Origin of the sequence: Streptomyces griseiscabiei (assembly GCF_020010925.1) — a bacterium.
Lineage (GTDB): Bacteria > Actinomycetota > Actinomycetes > Streptomycetales > Streptomycetaceae > Streptomyces > Streptomyces griseiscabiei.
The window spans coordinates 884230-898657 of sequence record NZ_JAGJBZ010000001.1 but is presented as its reverse complement, the minus strand read 5'-3'; the positions used below and the strand labels follow the sequence as shown (position 1 = coordinate 898657).

13 protein-coding genes are annotated in these 14428 nt (G+C 72.8%); 6 read left to right on the top strand and 7 right to left on the bottom strand.

Going from position 1 to position 14428, the window contains the following annotated elements; translation table 11 throughout:
- Window positions 1-23: 23 nt before the first annotated feature.
- Window positions 24-560 carry an HNH endonuclease gene (locus J8M51_RS03860; protein WP_086753161.1) on the bottom strand — a complete coding sequence of 179 codons (537 nt, stop codon included), beginning with the start codon at window positions 558-560 and terminating at the stop codon, window positions 24-26.
- Window positions 561-875: 315 nt separating this feature from the next.
- Between J8M51_RS03860 and J8M51_RS03855 the strand changes: the two genes are divergently transcribed.
- Window positions 876-1973 (top strand): mechanosensitive ion channel family protein, encoded by a 1098-nt coding sequence (locus tag J8M51_RS03855; protein ID WP_086753158.1) that lies wholly within the window; start codon window positions 876-878, stop codon window positions 1971-1973.
- 133 nt (window positions 1974-2106) lie between these two features.
- On the opposite strand, the gene J8M51_RS03850 is transcribed toward J8M51_RS03855, so the two are convergent.
- From J8M51_RS03850 to J8M51_RS03840, 3 genes are read right to left on the bottom strand one after another with little or no spacing between them, the layout of a single operon-like run.
- Window positions 2107-3465 carry an ABC transporter permease family protein gene (locus J8M51_RS03850; protein ID WP_086753204.1) on the bottom strand — a complete coding sequence of 453 codons (1359 nt, stop codon included), beginning with the start codon at window positions 3463-3465 and terminating at the stop codon, window positions 2107-2109.
- Between the two features lie 8 nt (window positions 3466-3473).
- Window positions 3474-4187, bottom strand: coding sequence for an ABC transporter ATP-binding protein (locus J8M51_RS03845; protein ID WP_086753156.1), 714 nt, complete (start codon window positions 4185-4187; stop codon window positions 3474-3476).
- Complete coding sequence (locus tag J8M51_RS03840) at window positions 4184-4717, bottom strand: PadR family transcriptional regulator (RefSeq protein ID WP_086753154.1); 534 nt, start codon at window positions 4715-4717, stop codon at window positions 4184-4186. Before J8M51_RS03840 ends, J8M51_RS03845 begins: the two co-directional genes overlap by 4 nt.
- 179 nt (window positions 4718-4896) lie before the next feature.
- Between J8M51_RS03840 and J8M51_RS03835 the strand changes: the two genes are divergently transcribed.
- The 3 genes from J8M51_RS03835 to J8M51_RS03825 all read left to right on the top strand — a co-directional run bounded on the left by J8M51_RS03835 (window position 4897) and on the right by J8M51_RS03825 (window position 7743).
- On the top strand, window positions 4897-5133 hold the full coding sequence (locus J8M51_RS03835) for a hypothetical protein (RefSeq protein ID WP_086753152.1): 237 nt from the start codon (window positions 4897-4899) through the stop codon (window positions 5131-5133).
- Window positions 5134-7242, top strand: coding sequence for a 4-alpha-glucanotransferase (malQ, locus tag J8M51_RS03830; protein WP_267298962.1), 2109 nt, complete (start codon window positions 5134-5136; stop codon window positions 7240-7242).
- Window positions 7243-7491: 249 nt separating this feature from the next.
- The gene (locus J8M51_RS03825; protein WP_086754610.1) at window positions 7492-7743 is read left to right on the top strand and encodes a hypothetical protein; all 252 of its coding nucleotides are present in this window, start codon (window positions 7492-7494) and stop codon (window positions 7741-7743) included.
- 109 nt (window positions 7744-7852) lie between these two features.
- Here the strand turns inward: J8M51_RS03825 and J8M51_RS03820 are convergent, their stop codons facing one another.
- Window positions 7853-8467 carry a TetR/AcrR family transcriptional regulator gene (locus J8M51_RS03820; protein WP_086754607.1) on the bottom strand — a complete coding sequence of 205 codons (615 nt, stop codon included), beginning with the start codon at window positions 8465-8467 and terminating at the stop codon, window positions 7853-7855.
- A 109-nt stretch (window positions 8468-8576) separates the two neighbouring features.
- Here J8M51_RS03820 and J8M51_RS03815 point away from each other — a divergent pair, with 109 nt between their 5' ends.
- Window positions 8577-10067: an FAD-dependent monooxygenase gene (locus tag J8M51_RS03815; protein ID WP_086754605.1), complete on the top strand. Its 1491-nt coding sequence runs from the start codon at window positions 8577-8579 to the stop codon at window positions 10065-10067.
- A 40-nt stretch (window positions 10068-10107) separates the two neighbouring features.
- On the opposite strand, the gene J8M51_RS03810 is transcribed toward J8M51_RS03815, so the two are convergent.
- A complete protein-coding gene (locus J8M51_RS03810; RefSeq protein WP_086754603.1) occupies window positions 10108-10626 on the bottom strand; it encodes a MarR family winged helix-turn-helix transcriptional regulator in 519 nt (172 codons plus the stop codon).
- A 147-nt stretch (window positions 10627-10773) separates the two neighbouring features.
- Between J8M51_RS03810 and J8M51_RS03805 the strand changes: the two genes are divergently transcribed.
- Window positions 10774-11736 carry an EamA family transporter gene (locus tag J8M51_RS03805; protein WP_256964175.1) on the top strand — a complete coding sequence of 321 codons (963 nt, stop codon included), beginning with the start codon at window positions 10774-10776 and terminating at the stop codon, window positions 11734-11736.
- 70 nt (window positions 11737-11806) lie between these two features.
- Here J8M51_RS03805 and pepN read toward each other — a convergent pair whose 3' ends face one another.
- Complete coding sequence (gene pepN / locus J8M51_RS03800) at window positions 11807-14386, bottom strand: aminopeptidase N (protein ID WP_086754601.1); 2580 nt, start codon at window positions 14384-14386, stop codon at window positions 11807-11809.
- Between the last annotated feature and the right edge of the window lie 42 nt (window positions 14387-14428).

Here is a 14428-nt window from a genome sequence, read left to right as displayed (position 1 = left end):
CCGGCATGCAAAAACCCGGACCGTCAGGCGGAGATGCCGTCGATCCGGGCCAACGCGTCGTCCGCGCCGAACGGCTGCAGGTAGGGCAGCCAGCGCGGGTCCCTATGGCCCGTGCCGATGATGCGCCAGGCCAGCCCGGTGGGCGGAGCGGGTTTGTGGCGGAGCCGCCAGCCGATCTCGACGAGATGGCGGTCGGCCTTGACATGGTTGCAACGGCGGCACGACGCGACGACGTTGTCCCAGACGTGCTTGCCCCCGCGGCTGCGCGGGATGACGTGGTCGACGCTGGTTGCGACGCCACCGCAGTACATGCACCGGCCCCCGTCACGGGCGAACAGCGCCCGGCGGGTCAGAGGAACGGGCCCCCGATAGGGAACCCGGACGAATCGCTTGAGCCGGACCACGCTGGGTGCGGGGACTGTGACGGTCGCGCTGTGCAGATAGGCGCCGGATTCTTCCAGGGAGACCGCCTTGTTCTCCAGGACGAGGACGAGCGCGCGGCGGAGCGGTACGACACCGAGCGGCTCGTACGACGCGTTGAGGACCAGGACGTGCGGCACGGATGCCTCCTTGTACGCCGGCGGCGCGTGGCTCGCGCCGTGGACGATCCGTAGTCAGTCTCCCCTCATGCCTGGTGGAAGCGCCACCATGTCCCGGTAACGGGCTGGGAGTGTTTTCGACCACACCTTGATTCATCCCCCGCCGTGTGCGCCCTTCACTCCCTGGTGAGCGCCCTGTCTCCCTCGAACATGGCGACGACCTCCACACAATGCCCCGTTAGTGTGGTGGGCCTGCCCGTCCGGTGACCTTTCCGTGACCCGATGGATCTTGACCGCCGTACCGGAGGGCAGATAGCGCACCTGGAGGTAACCGCCGTGTCGTCCGTTTCTTCCCTGTCCCTCCTGCTGGCCGCCTCGCCGTCGCCGTCTCCCTCCGAGACGTCGACGACGCCCGCCGTGCCGTCGCTGGAGGACGCACAGGAGAGCGCGACCAACGCCGCCAGCTGGGTCGAGGAGAACTGGTCCACCTGGCTGGCCATCGGTCTCCGCGTCCTGCTGATCGTGGTGATAGCGGCGGTGCTGAGAGTGGTGGTCCGGCGGGCGATCACCAAGCTCATAGACCGGATGAACCGCTCCGTCCCCGGCGTCGAGGGCGGCACCCTCGGCGGGCTGCTGGTCAACGTCGAGCGCCGCCGCCAGCGCTCCCAGGCCATCGGCTCGGTGCTGCGCTCGGTGGCGTCCTTCCTGATCCTGGGCACCGCCGCCCTGATGGTCCTCGCCACCTTCGAGATCAACCTCGCCCCGCTGCTGGCCTCCGCCGGTGTCGCGGGCGTCGCCATCGGTTTCGGCGCCCGGAACCTGGTCACGGACTTCCTCTCCGGCGTCTTCATGATCCTGGAGGACCAGTACGGCGTCGGCGACACCGTCGACGCGGGCGTCGCCTCCGGCGAGGTCATCGAGGTCGGCCTGCGCGTCACCAAGCTGCGCGGCGACAACGGCGAGATCTGGTACGTCCGCAACGGCGAGGTCAAGCGCATCGGCAACCTCTCCCAGGGCTGGGCCACCGCCGGCGTCGACGTCACCGTCCGTCACGACGAGGACCTCGACAAGGTCCGCCGCACCCTCCTGGAGGTCGGCGAGGCGATGAGCAAGGAGGACCCCTGGAACGAGCTGCTCTGGGGCCCCATCGAGGTCCTCGGCCTCGACGACGTCCTGCTCGACTCGATGGTCGTCCGGGTCTCCGCCAAGACCATGCCCGGCAAGGCCCTCACCGTCGAGCGCGAGCTGCGCTGGCGCATCAAGAAGGCCTTCGACGCCGCCGACATCCGCATCGTGGGCGGCGTCCCGGTCCTCGTCGCCGCCGAGGACGCCGACCCGGCGGCGGGCGTCTCGGCCCCGTCCGTCTACGCCAACACGACCTCGCCGCAGTCGGAACGGGCTACGCCGATCGCGCCTTCGGGGGTGCCGAAGTAGCGCGGAGGCGCGCAGGGGGTTGCGCATGACAGTGGGGGCGCCCGGATCTCTCCGGGCGCCCCCACCGCTCTGTCCGCCTCGGTCCGGCGGCCCGGGAACACCCCCGTGTCTCCCGGCCGCCGGGCCCGGGGGCCTACGCGTACCGCAGCTCCGCGGGGCGGACCGTGCGGCGCAGCAGGGGGAGCGAGGTGGCCGCCGCCAGGAGGCAGGCGCCGTACACCGCGAGCGGGACCAGGAAGGCGCCGTACGGGACGACCAGGGTGTCGCCGAGGGCGGTCGCGTAGGTGACGGCGATCGCGGTGCCGCCGAGACCGGCGACCAGCACCGACGGCGCCAGTGGCAGGGCCGTCTCCAGCAGCAGGGCCCGCCCCAGCACCTCGTACGGCACCCCGGTGGCGACCTGGGCGGCCAGGCCCCGGCGGCGGGTGGCCAGCGACTCGGCGGTGCCGACGGCCAGCCCGCAGAGGGTGATGGTGAAGCCGACCAGGATGGCCGCGGCGGTGAAGTTCAGACCCGCGAGGTAGAAGTCGTCGCGCTCGGCCAGGTAGTCGTACCTGTCGATCTCCGTGAGCAGCGCCCGGCGCACACCGATGAACCCGCTGCCGACCACGACCCCCATGAGGACGGCCGCATGGGTACGGGCCGCCGCCCACGGGTCGTCGCGCAGCCGCTCGGCGGCGATCAGCACCGCCGGGTTCCCGGTGCGCCCGGCCAGCAGCCGCCCGGTGAGCAGCGAGACCACGCCGGACAGCAGCACCGCGCCCGCGCCCACCGCGAGCACCGCGCCGGCGACGATCAGTGGCGCCTGACCGACCTTGCCGCCGGGCATGTCGCGGTGGGTGTTGACGACGGCGAGCAGCGCCCCGAGCACCACCAGGCCCACCGCGCCCAGGAACACCCACCCGGGACCGCGTCCCGTGCCCGGCCGCACCCGGCGCACCCAGCCCAGCGGCGAGGCCACCACCCGGCGCAGCGCCAGCACGCTCGCGACCGCGCCCAGCACCGGCACCCCGAGCGCCACCACGGCGACACCGGCCCAGGCCAGGACGGGCGGGGTCCAGGTGCTCAGCACGAGCAGCACGAAGAAGAGCATGGCCACCAGGGAGCCGAGCAGACAGGCCACCCCCGTCTCCAGCGCCGCGATCCGCCGCACCTGGGCCGCCGAGGCCCCGGCCAGCCGCAGTCCGGCCAGCCGCCGGTCGCGGTGGACGGCGCCGATCCGGGTGCACTGGCCGAGGAACCCGAGCACCGGGACGAGCAGGAGCAGCAGGGCGACGATCACCCCGGAGCGCTCGCCGGGCTGGTTCAGCAGACCACTGCCGAACGGGATGCTGTGCTGACCCTCCAACGAGGCCAGCGCGGCGGCGGCCATGCCGAACCCGCAGGCCAGGGCCGCCCCGAGGGCAGTCAGCGCCACCCGCCACCACTCCCGCCGGTCCGACCCGCGGGTCAGCAGAACGGCGAGACGGAGATCGTTCCCCAGCGTCTTCAGCGGTGCCTTCACCGGGACACCTCCAGCGACGCGTCCGCCTCCGACACCACGACCCCGTCCTTCAGCGTGACCTCGCGGTCCGCGTACGCCGCCGTCTGCGCGTCGTGCGTGATCAGCAGCACCGCCGTACCGGACTCCCGGGCCACATGCGTCAGGGCCGTCATCACCTGCTCGCCCGCCAGCGAGTCCAGCGCCCCGGTCGGCTCGTCCGCGAACACCACCTTCGGCGCGGTCACCAGGGCCCGCGCCAGCGACACCCGCTGCGCCTGACCGCCGCTCAGCTCGCCGGGCCGCTGCTCCTCCTGCCCGCGCACGCCGAACCGCTCCAGCCACGCAGCGGCCCGCTCCCGCGCCTCCGGGCGGGCCGTGCCGGCCAGCAGCAGCGGCAGCGCGACATTGTCGACGGCCGTCAGCTCCGGTATCAGCTGCCCGAACTGGAAGACGACTCCGAAGTCCGTCCTGCGCAGCTCGCTGAGCCGTTTCTCGGACAGTTGGTCGAGCCGCTGCCCCGAGTACGTCAGCGAGCCCCCGTCCGGTCGCACGATGCCCGCGAGGCAGTGCAGCAACGTGGACTTCCCGCTGCCGCTCGCCCCGGTGACGGCGAGGATCTCGCCCGCACCCAGCTCCACCGAGGCGCCGCGCAGCGCCCGCGTCCTGCCGTGTTCCTTGACGAGCCCCCGGGCCGCGAGCAGCGGCAGTGGGCCGGTGTTCTTCTCGCTCATGCTGTGTCGACCTCCGCGGTCAGGGTGGTCAGCCGGGCCGCGGTGGTGTTCATCCAGCGCAGATCGGCGTCGAGATGGTTGAGGGCGTAGTCCGCCGCGAGCACGGTCGCCAGGTCGGCTCCCGGCGCGGTCTTCACGGCGGTCAGCTCACGCATGCGCGCCATGTGCGCCGTGCGCTGCGCCCGGAGACAGGCGGCCGGATCGCCGCCGGCCAGGATCGAGACGACGAGCTTGGCGAAGATCTCGTTGGTCACGAACGGCGCGGGCGGTGTGATCTGCCCGGCCCATTCGGCCAGTTCGTGTGCCCCTTCGTCCGTCGAGCGGTACATCGTCCGCTCCGGACCCCCCTCCGCCTCGGTGCCGTCGATCTCGGCCAGCCCGTCGCGGACCAGCCGCTGCAGGGTCGTGTAGACCTGTCCGTAGGCCAGCGGGCGGGCCTGCGGAAAGCGTTCGTCGTGCCGTCGCTTGAGGTCGTAGCCATGGCTCGGCCCACCGGCGAGCAGCCCCAACAGGATGTGACGAGTGCTCATGCGCTCCAGTATGCACTGAGTATATGTACTGAGTGAATAGTCTGGCCCGGAGTGACCCACACCACGATGTCCGCCCGCCCACGTCTGCGGCGGCGCCCGCTGGGTAGGGCTGGAGTACCCCGGACCCGCACCCATCGCCCACCCCGGCACCATCGCCGTACGACGACCAGGAGGCCCCCGTGGCCGCACAGACCCACGTTCCGACCCCGGCCCGCTCCAAACGCACCGCGGAGCCGTACGAGCTCCACGAGCCCCACTTCTGCGTCTTCAGCGCCGAGGGACCCTGTGCCGACGTCCCCCTGACCAGTGAGCCCCCGCTCCCGGACGCCGAGCCCCTCACCAGCGAGCCGCCCCTCACCGACGCGGCCCCCCTCACCAGTGAACCCACGTCCCACGGCGCCGCAGCGGGGGTCTAGATGCACGAAGATCCAGGGGGTTCGGGCCCGGTGCCCGGCACCCCGCTGGCCCGGCTCGCCGCACTGCACGGCGTCGCCACCTCCTACAGCCCCTCCCCGGACCGTACGGTCGCGGCCTCGGACGGCGCGGTCGTGGCCGCCCTCGCCGCGCTCGACGTCGACGCGAGCACCCCGGAGGCCGTCACCGCCGCCCTCACGGCACGCGAACGACAGCTGGACGCACGGCTGCTGCCGCCGACCGTGGTCCGCTGGGCCGACGGTGAGCCGCCCGCCGCGCTGACCGCCCTCCCGGACGGCACCCGGCTGCGGATCGAGACCGAGCGGGGCGAACACGTCGAGACCGGCCCGGGCGAACTCCGCTCCCGCCTCGACGACCTGCCCCCGGGCGTCCACGCCCTGCGCGCCACCGCCCCCGACGGCCGTACCGCCGACGCCCATCTCGTCGTGGCCCCGGCCCGGCTGCCCGCCCCGCCCGGCCGCACCTACGGCCTCCTCGTCCAGCTCTACTCCCTCCTCTCGCGCCGCAGCTGGGGCATGGGGGACCTCGGCGACCTCGCCGAACTCACCGCCTGGGCGGGCCGCGCCCTCGGCGCCGGATTCGTCCAGGTCAACCCGTTGCACGCGGCCGTACCCGGCGCCCCCACCGACCCCTCCCCGTACCGGCCCTCCTCCCGCCGCTATCCGGACCCGGTCCACCTGCGCGTCGAGGACATCCACGAGTACCCGTACGCCCCCACCCCGGACGCCCTGCGGGAGAGGGCCGCGCGCCTGCGGGAAGCCGTTCTGGACAAGGGCGAGCTGATCGACCGGGACGCGGTCTGGGACCTCAAGCGCGAGGCGCTGGAGCAGGTGCGCGCCGTGGAACTCGGCCCCGGGCGGCGGGCCGCCTACTGGGACTTCCTCGCCGACGAGGGCGAGGCACTGGAGGACCACGCCACCTGGTGCGCCCTCGCCGAGGTGCACGGCTCCGACTGGCACCGCTGGCCCGCCGGTCTGCGCGACCCGCGCTCCACCGAGACCGCCCGCGCCCGGGGCGAGCTGATGGACCGTGTCGACTTCCACACCCGGCTGGCCTGGCTGACCGACGCCCAGCTCGGCACCGCGCAGCGCTCCGCGCGCGACGCGGGCATGCCGATCGGGCTCGTCCACGACCTCGCCGTCGGCGTCCACCCCGGCGGCGCCGACGCCTGGGCGCAGCAGGCGTACTTCGCGGCCGGCATGTCCGTCGGCGCGCCCCCCGACGCCTTCAACTCCCGAGGCCAGGACTGGGGTCTGCCTCCCTGGCGCCCCGACCGCCTCGCCGAGTCCGGATACGCCCCCTACCGCCACCTCCTGCGCGCCCTCCTGCGCCATGCGGGCGCCCTCCGCATCGACCACGTCATGGGCCTGTTCCGCCTCTGGTGGGTCCCGCAGGGACAGGCCCCCACCGAGGGCACCTACGTCCGCTACGACGCCGACGCCATGCTCGCGATCCTGGTCCTGGAGGCGTCCCGGGCCGGCGCCCTGGTGATCGGCGAGGACCTCGGCACGGTCGAGCCGGGGGTCCGTGAGGCCCTCGACACGCGCGGGGTGCTGGGCACGTCCGTGCTGTGGTTCGAGCGCGACTGGGAGGGCACGGGCCGCCCTCTCCCGCCCGAGCGCTGGCGGGCGAACTGTCTCGCCACCGCCACCACCCACGACCTCCCGCCCACCGCCTCCCGGCTCACCTGCGACCACGTCGACCTCCGGCACGGGCTGGGGCTGCTCACCCGTTCGCTGGAGGAGGAGCGGGCGGAGGCGGCGGCCGACGCGGGGGAGTGGCTGGCGCTGCTGGCGCGGCTGGGGCTGCTGAACGGGGCGGGCGGTGGTATCTCCACGACGTCCGAGGAGGACCGGATCCAGGCCCTCCACCGCTTTCTGCTGCGGACCCCGGCCCGGATGATCGGGCTCTGGCTCCCCGACACCCTCGGTGACCGGCGGCCGCAGAACCTTCCCGGCACGTGGGATCAGTATCCGAACTGGCGGCTCCCGATCGCGGACGCGGCGGGGCGTCCCGTGACGCTGGAGGAGCTGGCGGCGTCGCCCCGGTTGTACGCGCTGGTGGATGTGTTGCGAGGGGGCGCCCAGTAGCTCGGGGGTGAGTGTTTCGTCGGCGGGTGCGGCTCCGGTGAGGGCTTCTCGCGCAGTTCCCCGCGCCCCTGAAAGAGGCCTGCGGCCCTTTCGGGGAAAAGCACGGGGCGCAGCCCCTGCTTTTCAGGGGCGCGGGGAACTGCGCGAGCAACCACGACGCAGCCGCACCCGCCGACGAAACACTCACCCCCGAGCCATTAGGCGCCCCCCGCCCGCGCGGAGCCCACCCGCGTTCGTTACCTTTAGCGCGTGGACAAGAAGAACGCCCTGCGCGCCGGCGCCCTGGCTGCCGGTACGACGCTGATGATGCTGCTCATGTCGTCCCCCGCCCTCGCGCTGACGCCCGACGACGGCGACGACCCGGGCCCGGGCCTGAGCGTGATCGACACGCTCGGCCTCTTCGTCGTCGCGCCGCTCGCCCTGTTCGCGCTGATCACCGGCCTCGTGATGGTCCTGGACCGTTCGACGGACCGTCAGCCGAAGGCCAAGGCGAAGGCCTGACCGCCTCCGCCCCACCCTCCCCACACGTTCCATCACGTCCGTCGAGGGCACCCTCCGCACACCAGTGCGCCGGGGGTGCCCTCGACGCGTTCCGGAGCCGCGCCGCAGGCTACGGCCGCGGCGCCGTGAGATACCGCTGCACCGTCGGCCCCAGCCACTCCACGATCTCCTCGCGGCTCAGCGCGACGGCCGGCCGGAACCGCAGCACATAGCGCGCCAGCGCCAGCCCCAGCACCTGTGACGAACACAGCGCCGCCCGCGTCGGAGCCTCCTCGGGGTCGGGGCACACCCGCCGGGCGAGCGGCAGCAACTGGTCCCGGAAGACGCCCTGCATCCGTTCCGCGCCCGCCTCGTTGGTCGCGCCGACCCGGAGCATCGCGGTGAGCATCTCGTTCTCCTCCCAGAGGTCGAGGAAGTGGCTCACCAGCACCCGGCCCACGTCCCGCGCGTCGTACCCGTCCGGGTCCGGCAGCCGCAGATCGACGTCGAGGGCCGCCGCGTACAGGCCCTCCTTCGAGCCGTAGTACCGCATGACCATCGACGGATCGATCCGCGCGTCCCTGGCGATCGCCCGGATGGTGGCCCGGTCGTACCCGTCGGCCGCGAACCGCTCCCGCGCGGCCCGGAGGATCGCCTGCCGGGTGGCGTCGGAGCGGCGGGGCGTCGGCGCGGCAGGGGCGGGAGGTGAGAGGGGCGAGGGCGGCGCGGGTTCCGTTCCGGTCATGCCAACAAACGTAGGCCACCATGTGTTGACAGTCCAGGAGCCCGTCCCTACCTTGACAACAGGCGTTGGCCAACAACCGTTGACCAACAAGTGTTGGCAGGAGGCCGCCATGCAGGGAGAGAGCAGCGAGCGCCAGGTCGTCGTCGTGGGCGCGGGCCCCACCGGACTGCTGCTGGCGGGCGACCTCGCCGCCGCGGGTGTCCCCGTCACCCTCGTCGAGAAGCGCGGTCACCGGATCAGCAACCTCTCCCGTGCCTTCGTCGTGCACGCCCGCACCCTGGAACAACTGGACGCGCGGGGCCTCGCCGACGCGCTGGAGGCCAAGGGGCGCCCCCTCGACCGCATCAGCCTCTTCGGCCGTCTCTCCGTACGCCTCGACACCCTCCCCTCCCGCTTCAACCACCTGCTGGTGATCCCGCAGTACGAGGTGGAGAGGGTCCTGGAGCGCCGGGCGGTGGAGGCCGGGGTGCGGTTCCGGTACGAGACGGAGGTGACGGCGATCGAGCAAGGTGCGGAGGCAGGGGACGGCGCGGGCGCGGACCCGGGCGTCGTCACGGTCGCCGTCCGGACCGCGGACGGCGGGACGGACCGGCTGACCGCCGCGTACGTCGTCGGGACGGACGGGCACCGCAGCGCGGTCCGTACGGCGATCGGGCTGCCGTTCCCGGGGAGGTCGGTCATCCGTTCGGTGGTCCTCGCGGACGTACGGCTCGACGAGGAACCCGAGCAGGTCCTCACCGCGAACGCCGTCGGCGACGCCTTCGCCTTCATCGCGCCCTTCGGCGACGGCTACCACCGGGTCATCGGCTGGCACCGGGGCCACGACGTCCCCGACACCGAGCCGCTCGGCCTCGACGAGGTCAGGGAGATCACCAGGCTCGCGCTCGGCCGTGACTACGGCATGCGCGACGCCCGCTGGATGTCCCGCTTCCACAGCGACGAGCGCCAGGCCCCCGCGTACCGCGTCGGTCGCGTCCTGCTCGCCGGTGACGCCGCCCATGTCCACACCCCGGCCGGCGGCCAGGGCATGAACACCGGCCTCCAGGACGCCGCGAACCTGAGCTGGAAGCTCGCCGCCGTCCTCGGCGGACACGCGGACCCCGCCCTCCTCGACACCTACGAGGCCGAACGCCACCCCGTCGGCAGGGCCGTGCTCCGCAGCAGCGGGGGCATCGTCCGCCTCGCCCTCGCCAAGTCCCCCTGGATGCTGGGGCTCCGGGCCGCCCTCACCACCCTCGTCGACCGGGTCCCCCCGGTCCGCGCCCGTGCGGTCGGTCAGGTCACCGGCATCGGCTACCGGTACGCGGCACCGCGCGGCGCCCACCGCCTGGTCGGCACCCGTGTCCCGGACGTCGCCCTCACCACCGGCCGCCTCCACGAGTCCCTGCGCGGCGGACGCTTCGTCCTCGTCACCCCGCCTGGCCTGGACCACAAGGGTGACCGGGGGGACCGCCTCGCCGTCGGACACTGGACGAGTGACCGCCGTACGACCGTGCTGGTCCGGCCCGACGGCTATGTGGCCTGGGCGGCGGACGACGCCGACCGCGCCGCCACCGAGACGGCGCTGACCACGTGGCTGGGCGCCGGGGGCGTGTCCTAGCCGGCCGCCGGGACCCTCCGCACGCCTCCCCGGGCCGGGTTCACGCCCCCGTCCCCCTCACCAGCGTCCTCAGCAGGCCGGCCAGTTGGCCGGCCTGTTCGTCGTCCAGGTGGGCGAGTGCCTCGGTCTGGACGGCGAGCCCCGCGACGACGGCGTCGTCGATCAGGCGCAGGCCGACGTCGGTGAGGGTGACCTGGAGCGCGCGGCGGTCGTGCGGGTCGGGGGAGCGGCGGAGCAGGTCCGCGCGTTCGAGCTTGTCGAGGCGGCCGGTCATCCCGCCGGTGGTGAGCATCAGGGTGGCGGACAGCTCGCGGGGCGAGAGCGTGTACGGCTCGCCGGACCGCCGCAGGGTCGCCAGCACATCGAACTCGCCGCGCGAGATCCCGAACCGCGCGTACGTCTTGTCCATCCGGTCGCCCACGGCCCGTGCGAGCCGGCTGACGCGGCCGAACACCTCCATCGCGGTGGTGTCGAGGTCGGGCCGGGCGAGCGCCCACTGGTCGACGATCGCGTCGACGGGGTCGCGGAGGGGCCGGTCGGGCTCGGGGCGCGCGTTCATGGGGTGAGTATCGGACGCCGATGGGTCGGCCGCAAGAAAGTGGCTTGACGGAAAGTTGCTTAGCGCTAAGCTAATTGCAAGCAAGGTAATTCAGTGCACCGGCCTGTCGACCGACCAGGCCGCTCCCCGCCGTGAAGGACGCCTCCCATGACCGCGCACACTCCCGCGCACACCGGCCCCGCCACGAGCCGTCTGCCCCTCATCGCCCTCACCGCGCTCGCTCCCATCTCCTGGGGCACCACCTACGCGGTGACGACGGAGTTCCTGCCGGCCGACCGCCCCCTGTTCACGGGCCTGATGCGGGCGCTGCCGGCGGGGCTGCTGCTCCTCGCGATCTCCCGCAGGCTGCCCAGCGGGGTCTGGTGGTGGAAGGCCGCGGTGCTGGGCGCGCTGAACATCGGCGCCTTCTTCCCGCTGCTCTTCCTCTCCGCGTACCGGCTGCCGGGCGGTATGGCGGCGGTCGTCGGCTCGGTCGCCCCCCTGTTCGTCGCGGGCCTGGCGACCGTGCTGCTGAGGGAGCGGCCGACCGTGCGCACCCTGCTCACCGGGATCGCGGCGGCCCTCGGCGTCAGCCTGGTCGTCCTGAAGGCGGCGGGCGCGCTGGACACGGTGGGCCTGCTCGCGGCGCTCGCCGCCACCGCGTCCATGTCCACCGGCACGGTCCTGACCAAGCGCTGGGGCCGCCCGGCCGGTGTTGGCCCGCTCGCCCTCACCGGCTGGCAGCTGACCGCCGGCGGCCTGCTGATCGCCCCGCTGGCCCTGCTGGTCGAGGGGGCACCCCCGGCCCTGGACACCCGGGCGATCGGCGGCTACCTCTACCTCGCCCTCGCCAACACCGCCGTCTCCTACTGGCTCTGGTTCCGCGGCATCGGCCGCCTCTCCGCCACCCAGGTCACCTTCCTCGGCCCCCTCTCCCCGCTGACCGCCGCCGTGGTCGGCTGGGCGGCCCTCGGCCAGGCCCTGGGCCCCCTTCAGCTCCTCGGCATGGCCATCGCCTTCGGCGCGACGGTCCTGGGCCAGCTCCGGCCACGCCCGGCCCGCCCCACGGTGCCCCCGGCTCCGCTGCCGGTCGCCGGGCGGAGCGGCATCCGTGAGCGGGTCCGTCACTGACCACGACGACAACGGCGGGGGCGCCCGGTGAATTCACCGGGCGCCCCCGCCGTCGTACGGGCGACCCTCGTCACTCCGCGGGCGCCGCCGCGTCCGCCGCCTGGGCCTTCAGGGCGCGCTCCACTCCGGAGCGGGACTCCGAGACCAGGCGGCGCAGGGCCGCGTTGGGCTCGGCGTCGGCCAGCCAGGTGTCGGTCTTGTGCAGGGTCTCGGCCGAGACCTGCACGGTCGGGTAGAGACCGATGGCGATCTGCTGGGCGATCTCGTGGGAGCGCGACTCCCAGATCCCCTTCACCACCTCGAAGTACTTGTCGGTGTACGTGGCGAGCAGATCCCGCTGGTCGGTCTGGACGAACCCGCCGATGACCGCTTCCTGCACGGCGTTGGGCAGCTTGTCCGACTCGACGACCTGGGCCCAGGCCTCCGCCTTGGCCTCGGCGGTCGGGCGGGAGGCACGGGCCGTGGCCGCGTGCCGCTCACCGGCCGCCGTCCGGTCCCGCTCGTACTCGCCGGCGATCTCCGCCTCGTCGTAACGGCCCACCGCCGCGAGCCGCTGCACGAAGGACCAGCGCAGCTCGGTGTCGACGGCGAGGCCCTCGATCGTCTGCGTCCCCTCCAGCAGGGCCTCCAGGAGGTCCAGCTGCTCGGGGGTGCGGGCGGTCGCGGCGAACGCGCGGGCCCAGGCCAGCTGGTGGTCGGAGGCGGCCTCGGACGCGCGCAGATGCGCGAGCGTGGCGTCCGTCCAGCGGGTCAGCAGCGCCTCGCGGGCCACCGGGTCGGCGTACAGCTCGATCGCCAGCTTCACCTGGCGGTGCAGCGACTGCACGACACCGATGTCGGACTCCTTGCCGATGCCGGAGAGCACCAGGGACAGGTAGTCGCGGGTCGCCAGCTCCGCGTCACGTGTCATGTCCCAGGCCGAGGCCCAGCACAGCGCGCGCGGGAGGGAGGACTCGAAGTCGCCGAGGTGCTCGGTGACGAAGGCGAGGGACTGCTCGTCCAGGCGGACCTTCGCGTAGGAGAGGTCGTCGTCGTTGAGCAGGACGACCGCCGGGCGGCGTCGGCCCACCAGCTGCGGTACGGCGGTCAGTTCACCGTCCACGTCCAGTTCGACCCGCTCGTCGCGGACCAGCTTGCCGCTGGCGTCGTCCAGCTCGTACAGGCCGACCGCGATGCGGTGCGGGCGCAGCGTCGGCTCGCCCTTCGCGCCCGTGGGCAGCGCCGGGGCCTCCTGACGGATCGCGAAGGCGGTGATGACGCCCTGCCCGTCCGTCTCGATCTCGGGACGCAGGACGTTGATGCCCGCCGTCTCCAGCCACGCCTTCGACCAGGACTTCAGATCACGGCCCGAGGTCTCCTCCAGGGAGCCCAGCAGATCGGACAGCCGCGTGTTGCCGTACGCGTGCGCCTTGAAGTACGCCTGCACGCCCCGGAAGAACTCGTCCTCGCCGACGTACGCGACGAGCTGCTTCAACACGCTCGCCCCCTTCGCGTACGTGATGCCGTCGAAGTTGACGAGGACGTCGTCCAGGTCGTTGATCTCCGCCATGATCGGGTGCGTGGACGGCAGTTGGTCCTGCCGGTACGCCCAGGTCTTCATGGAGTTGGCGAAGGTCGTCCAGGAGTGCGGCCAGCGCGAGCCGGGCGCGGCGGCCTGGCAGGCGATCGAGGTGTAGGTGGCGAACGACTCGTTCAGCCACAGGTCGTTCCACCACTCCATCGTCACCAGGTCGCCGAACCACATGTGGGCCAGCTCGTGGAGGATGGTCTCGGCGCGGACCTCGTACGCGGCGTCCGTCACCTTCGAGCGGAACACGTACTGGTCGCGGATGGTCACCGCGCCCGCGTTCTCCATCGCGCCCGCGTTGAACTCCGGCACGAACAGCTGGTCGTACTTCTCGAACGGATACGCGTAGTCGAACTTCTCCTGGAACCACGCGAAGCCCTGCCGTGTGACCTCGAAGATCGCGTCGGAGTCCAGGTGTTCGGCGAGGGACGGCCGGCAGTAGATACCGAGCGGCACGCTCTGCCCGTCCTTCTCGTACACGCTGTGCACCGAGTGGTACGGGCCGACGATCAGGGCCGTGATGTACGTCGAGATCCGGGGCGTCGGCTCGAAGACCCAGACGTCGTCCTTGGGCTCCGGCGTCGGCGAGTTGGAGATGACGGTCCAGCCGGTGGGGGCCTTCACGGTGAACTGGAAGGTGGCCTTCAGGTCCGGCTGCTCGAAGGACGCGAAGACCCGGCGGGCGTCCGGCACCTCGAACTGCGTGTACAGATAGGCCTGGTCGTCGACCGGGTCGACGAACCGGTGCAGGCCCTCACCGGTGTTGGTGTACGCGGCGTCGGCCACGACCCGCAGGATGTTGCGGCCTTCCAGCAGACCGGGCAGCGCGATCCGGGAGTCCGCGAAGACCTCCGCCGGGTCCAGCGCGTCGCCGTTGAGGGTCACCTCGTGGACGGTCGGGGCCACCAGGTCGATGAACGACTCCCCGCCGTTCTCCGCGACGTCGAAGCGCACCGTGGTCACGGACCGGTAGGTGCCGCCCTCCTGCGCGCCGGAGAGGTCGAGATCGATCTCGTACGAGTCGACGCTGAGCAGCGCCGCCCGCTGCTGAGCCTCGTCGCGGGTCAGGTTTGTGCCAGGCACGCGGTCATCTCCTCGGTATGTGTGGGTTGCGCCATCCTTCCA